This is a genomic window from Sphingomonas sp. CCH9-E2 (assembly GCF_001557215.1).
Taxonomy (GTDB): domain Bacteria; phylum Pseudomonadota; class Alphaproteobacteria; order Sphingomonadales; family Sphingomonadaceae; genus Sphingomonas.
Window position 1 is genome coordinate 1 of the sequence record NZ_LSJM01000025.1, and the last position, 5644, is coordinate 5644.

A 5644-nucleotide genomic window follows, 5' to 3' on the forward strand; every position below is an offset into this window, starting at 1 on the left:
GCCCACCCCTGCCCCGGCGCCCAAACCGGCGACGCAAAAGGTGGCGCTCGACACTAGCTTCGGGCGCATCGTGCTGGAACTGGAGACGCAGCGCGCGCCGATCACCGCGCGCAATTTCCTGCGCTATGCCGATCAGAAGCGGCTGGACGGCATCGCCTTCTACCGGACGGTGAAGGTTGCGGACAAATTCGGCTTCGTCCAGTTCGGGATCGACAACGACCCCAAGCGCATCCTGCCCCCGATCAAGCATGAGCCGACCACGCAAACCGGCGTCAAGCACGTCAACGGCGCGATCAGCACCGCCCGCCTCGCCCCCGGCACCGCGCGCGGCGAGTTCACGATCAGCGTGGGGGATCAGCCCTCGCTCGACGCCGATCCGACGCGGCCGGGCGACAATCTCGGCTACGCCGCCTTCGGCAAGGTGGTCGAGGGAATGGACGTGGTGTGGAAGATCCTCGACGCCCCGACCTCACCGACCGCGGGCGAGGGCGTGATGAAGGGCCAGATGCTCAGCCCGAAAATCCGGATCCTGAAGGTGACCCGCGTGCCTTGATGCAGAACGGCACCGGCCTAAACCGCACTGAACAGCAGGAGGACGAACACCCAAAACACCAACGACCCGCACACGATCATCAGAAAGCCCGAACCGGCGGGCAGCGCGTCGTCCATCGGGTCATCCGTGCTGGCAATCTCGTGGTAAGACGGCATGGCAAGTCTCCGCTCGATGCTGCCATGCCTGCCACGCCCCGACCGGGTTGCCCATAATGGGAAATTGCGATCGGGTTTCTACCTATATGTCCGTTAACTCAGTAAATTACTGCGCCGGCGGATATTTTTGGGCGAGCGCGGCACGGATATCGGCCACCTTGATCGCCCGCCACTGCCGCGACGGCTCCTCGCCAGCCGCCAGGCTGATCGGACGGATCAGCAGGCGATATTCGAAGCCCTGCGGCGTCCCGCTTCCGGCGCTGTAGCCGTAATAGCCATAGGTCACCGTCCGCTCGACCAGCAACGCGCTCTCGATGATGAAGGCGTCCTTGCCGAGGCCGCGAACATGGTCCGCCGCGACCAGCATCGCCGCCTCCTCGACCATCGCCGGGCTCGCTGACAGGCTGCCCATCCGCAGATTGACCAATTGGGGATCGTCGCCCTTCATGACCCGATATCCTTCCATATCGGTGCGCCAGAAATTGCTCCCCTCGTCCCGCATCTTGGGCTTGGCGGCGGCATGCTCGCCGCGCGGCAACAGCTTGACCAAGTCGCCAAAGCCCATTTGCAGCATCTTGGTGATGCCCAGGTCCTGCATCCGCCGGATCTCATCGATCGTCGCGTCGATTGCGCGCGCTTCCGCCGGATCATCGGCGCGCAGCTGTGCGATCAAGTCCGACATGACGACCAGCGCCTCGCCGCGCGGCCGTTCCGGCTCGTCGGCCAGGGTCTTCATCGTCATCTTGCCGGCACGCAGGCGCAGCGCGATGGCGCGCGACCAATCGTCCAGCGCCTCGGTCGCCTTGTCCCCGGCGGCGACGCGGCGGCGATAATCCTCTTCGACCCGCTTGGGCTGCTTGCGCCCGTCGGGGCGCGGCGGCGGGGGTTCGACGGCAAAGGCCACTTCGTCCCGCGCGCCCTTCAGCTCGATGGCCGACTGCTCGGTCTTGCCCGCCGCGAGCAGCGCGTAAGCCCGAGCCCCGCGAATCGCCGCGCGACCCTCGATCTCGTCATATTTGCGATCCTCCTCACCACTCAGCGTCCAGCCGCCCCGGTTCTTGGGCAGGTCGAAGCTGATCTGCTCGGCATAGAGCGCCGCATTCTCGAAATCGCCGGTCTGCAATGCGATCAGCAGCATCAGCCGCAGCATCAGCGGATTATAGGATGCCTGTTCGCGCAACTGTGCGATGCGGTTGCCGCGATCGGTGTCGAACAACAGCCGGATCGCCGAAGCGATCCGCCGGACGCTGGGCGAAAACGGCCGTCGCGCGACGATCGAGTCGAGCAATTTCTGTGCATCCGCCGTCTTCTTCGTGCGATAGAGCGCGATCGCGCGCAGCGCGTCGCTGCCAAGCCGCGATGCGGCAAGCGCCTCGGGCGTGGCATAGGTCGCGTGGAAGGTATCGAACTCGTCCAGCGTGGCCAGGGCGGTGGCGTCGCTCTTCTCGGCAAGTTCGTGAAGTGCGCGGGCGCGGAGCAGCGAGAGGCGGCGATCGCGGAACTCGGGGACCAGCATCGGGTCGGCCAGCGTCCGCTCGCACGCCGCGCTGCCCTGCACCCCGAACGATCGTACGCGGATGCCGTAATTCGGCCCCAACCCACCCCAGGCGCGGTGCTCGGGCTGCTTCTCGCCGGGCTTCAGCTTCTTCTTCGGGTTCGGGACGGGATAGCCGTCACAGGTCGGATAGTCCGCCGCGGTCGCTGGCTGGGGCGCGACCGGGGTCGCCGGGGCGAGAGCCGGCGGCGCGGGCGGTATCACCGCTACGGGCGGCGGCGGGGATGGCACTTCGACCACCTCGGTCTGGGCGGCTTGCGCGCCACTTGCCATCCCGCCGGTCGCCACCGCGCCGACCAGCGCTGCCCAGAATCTCTTCACCGAAAGCCCCCTTACGATTCGTCGCGACGATAGCGGCAGGCGATCGGGGCAGAAAGCGGCAAAAAGTCCCGCAATCTCAACGGTCCCGGGGAACATTGCTGCCCCCGGGCACCGATAGTCACTGAACCGGCTTGACGTCGAGACCGGTCCACTTGGCCGCAAAGGCCCAGAGGTCAGAAGTTTCCTCGATGACCTTGTCGGTCGGCTTGCCCGAACCATGGCCGGCGCGGGTCTCGATCCGGACAAGGTGCGGCTTGGGGCCGATATCCGCCGCCTGCAGCGCGGCGGTGTATTTGAACGTATGGCCCGGCACCACGCGATCGTCAGTGTCCGCAGTGGTCGCCAGGATTGCCGGATAGGTCTTGCCCGACTGGATGTTGTGATAGGGCGAATAGTTGCGCAGGATCTTCCAGTCGGCTTCCTTCGACGGATAGCCATAATCGTCGACCCAGTAACGCCCGGCGGTCCAGCGGTCGAAGCGCAGCATGTCCATCACGCCGACAGCGGGCATCGCCGCCGCGAACAGATCCGGCCGCTGGTTGACCACCGCGCCGACCAGCAGACCGCCATTCGACCCGCCCTGGATCGCGAGCCCGTCCTTCTTCGTGATCCCCTGAGCGATCAGATACTCGCCTGCCGCGATGAAATCGTCGAACACATTCTGCTTGTTCTTCAGGCGTCCGCCATCGTGCCACGCCTTGCCATATTCGCCGCCGCCGCGGATATTGGCGAGGACGAACACGCCCCCCTGCTCCATCCACGCCAGCCGCGCGGCGCTGAACGCCGGGCCATAGCTGATGTTGAACCCACCATAGGCCCAGAGCAGCGTCGGCGCGGGCCCGGTCACATCCTTGCGCTTGACCACGAACATCGGAACCTTGGTCCCGTCCTTCGAGGTGAAGAAGCGTTGCTCGACGCCATATTTGGCCGGGTCGAACGCCACCTTGGGCTTGGCCCATTCGGTCGCCTTGCCGGTCTTAACGTCATAGCGATAGACGGTGGTCGGCATGTTGAAGCTGGTAAAGGCGTAGAAGGCCTCGGTCTCGCCCGGGTCGCCGCTAAAGCCCGCCACGCTGCCGATGCCCGGCGTCGCGACCTTGCCCAGCAGCTTGCCGTCGAGCGAATAGCGCCGCATCTCGTCCTTCGCGTCGACCAGATAGGTGACGAACAGCTGCCCGCCGACGATGCCCGCGCCTTCCATCGTCGCCTTGTCCTCGGGGATCAGGTCGGTCGCGACCGGGTTGGCGGCGGCGACGTCCATCGTCACGACCTTTTTGCGCGACGCCCCCTTGTCGGTGGTCCAGAAGAATTTGCTGCCGATATTGCCGGCGAGGCTCCACTCGTTCTCCAGCCCCTTGATGATCGTGCGCGGCTTGGCGGCGGGGTCCTTGAGGTTGAGGATCGTCACTTCGTAGCGATTGTCGGTCCCCTCGGTCGTGGTGATGACCAGCCAGCCGCCGTCATCGGTGACCTGCGCGAAATGGCCGCGGCGCGGCGTTTCCGGGGTCGCGTAGATCAGTTTGTCGGCATCCTGCGACGTGCCGAGCTTGTGGAAATAGACCGCCTGGTTTTCGTTCAGCGCCTGGAAGGTCTCGCCCTCCTTCACCGCCGGAAAGCGCGAATAATAGAAGCCCGAGCCATCCTTGGCCCAGGCGAGGTTGCTGAACTTGATCCACTTGACCTCATCGTCCAGCGTCTTTCCGGTGGCGACGTCGAGCACTTTGACGGTGCGCCAGTCCGAGCCGCCGTCCTGAATGCCATAGACGAGCAGCTTGCCATCCTCCGACGGCACCCATTCGGACAGTGCAGTCGCGCCGTCCTTGGCCCAGCCATTGGGGTCGATCAGCACGCGGCCCGGTCCGTCGAGGCTGTCACGCACCCACAAGACCGCCTGATTCTGCAGGCCGCTATTGTGGCTGTAGAAATAACGTCCGCCCTTGCGGGTGGGCACGCCGAAGCGTTCGTAATCGAACAGCTGCTTGATCCGTGCCTTGAAGATGTCGCGGCCGGGGAGCGTATCGAGATAGGCGTCGGTCACCTTGTTCTGCGCCGCAACCCATTCGGCCACTTCCTTGTCGTTGCGGACGTCGTTTTCCAGCCAGCGATAGGGGTCGGCGACCTTTTCCCCGAACGCCTCATCGACGACATCGACGCGGCGGGTGTCGGGATAGGTGATCGGTGCGGTCATGGTCGGCGCGGACTCCGGGCTGGCGAAGGCGGTGGGGGTAACGAACAGCAAAGGCAGGGCGAGAATCGACGCGCGGCGCATTGGTATCTCCTGAAACGGAAGCGCCTTACCCTATTGCTACACTTCGCCGGGTCAAGCGGCGTGTCCGACGAAGCTGACATAAATGCGGGGGTTTTCGACCGACGACACAGCAACGCGACAGGTTCGCGACCGCGAGGCGACTCCAGTGTCAGGCAAAGGCGAGCAGCGCACTCTCGTGGGCGATCCAAGCCATCACCAGCAATGGCAAGGTGGCGAAAGCAATCGCCACCGCACTGCTTGCGCCATGTCCGCTCGTCCGTTTCATCTGAACCTCCTGCGCCGCGATGTTTGCAGGGCGCGTGCCAATTCGGCGATCGGCGGATTTCCGTCGGTTCTGCCTTGGGACCTTAGATGGGGAGCCGGACACCACACCAAAGTTCAGCGATTCTTACGGGGGCGCAACATTAGCTTGGGGCGGAGGAGCATGGCAGGATGGCCGCGATGATCCTATCTGCGCTGATCCTTGCCGCCACGCCGCAGACCGACCCTGCCGCCGATGCCAGCGCCTGTATCCGCGCGGTGCCGCCCGAGAGCGGCACGATCGGGACGCTGGAAAATGGCTGCACCGACCGGCTGGTCGTGTTCATGTGCGTGACCGGGCCACCTTTGCGCGAGCGCGAGACCTATTTCGACTGCGCCAAGGGGCAGGTCGGCAGCTATGATGTGAAGGCGCAGGGCAGCGCGCTTGCGATCTTCGCCGGGGCGCGGCGGGTGCACATGTTTGCGTGCCGGTTTCCGCAGTTTCTGCCGCGTGATGTGCGGTTTTTTCACGGGCGGGGGTTGAAGGGGGT

General features: G+C 65.0%; 5 protein-coding genes. 2 read left to right on the forward strand and 3 right to left on the reverse strand.

The annotated features are described in order from the left end of the window. Positions 1–553: peptidylprolyl isomerase (locus AX681_RS01250; RefSeq protein ID WP_156442834.1), on the forward strand; the 553-nt coding region annotated here is incomplete at its 5' end. A 17-nt stretch (positions 554–570) separates the two neighbouring features. Here AX681_RS01250 and AX681_RS21725 read toward each other — a convergent pair. The 3 genes from AX681_RS21725 to AX681_RS01260 form a co-directional block, all read right to left on the reverse strand. Further along, positions 571–708 (reverse strand): hypothetical protein, encoded by a 138-nt coding sequence (locus tag AX681_RS21725; RefSeq protein WP_156442835.1) that lies wholly within the window; start codon positions 706–708, stop codon positions 571–573. A gap of 106 nt (positions 709–814) precedes the next feature. Further along, a complete protein-coding gene (locus tag AX681_RS01255) occupies positions 815–2584 on the reverse strand; it encodes a hypothetical protein (RefSeq protein WP_066662180.1) in 1770 nt (589 codons plus the stop codon). Positions 2585–2702: 118 nt separating this feature from the next. Next, complete coding sequence (locus AX681_RS01260) at positions 2703–4853, reverse strand: prolyl oligopeptidase family serine peptidase (RefSeq protein WP_066662181.1); 2151 nt, start codon at positions 4851–4853, stop codon at positions 2703–2705. Between the two features lie 432 nt (positions 4854–5285). On the opposite strand from AX681_RS01260, the gene AX681_RS01265 reads away from it, so the two are divergent. Further along, on the forward strand, positions 5286–5644 hold a 359-nt coding region (locus tag AX681_RS01265; protein ID WP_156455974.1), incomplete at its 3' end, for a hypothetical protein.

Excerpts from the sequence above, each read along its gene's own strand:
- AX681_RS21725 (WP_156442835.1), bottom strand. The coding sequence starts at position 708 with ATGCCGTCTTACCACGAGATTGCCAGCACGGATGACCCGATGGACGAC.
- AX681_RS01260 (WP_066662181.1), bottom strand. The coding sequence starts at position 4,853 with ATGCGCCGCGCGTCGATTCTCGCCCTGCCTTTGCTGTTCGTTACCCCC.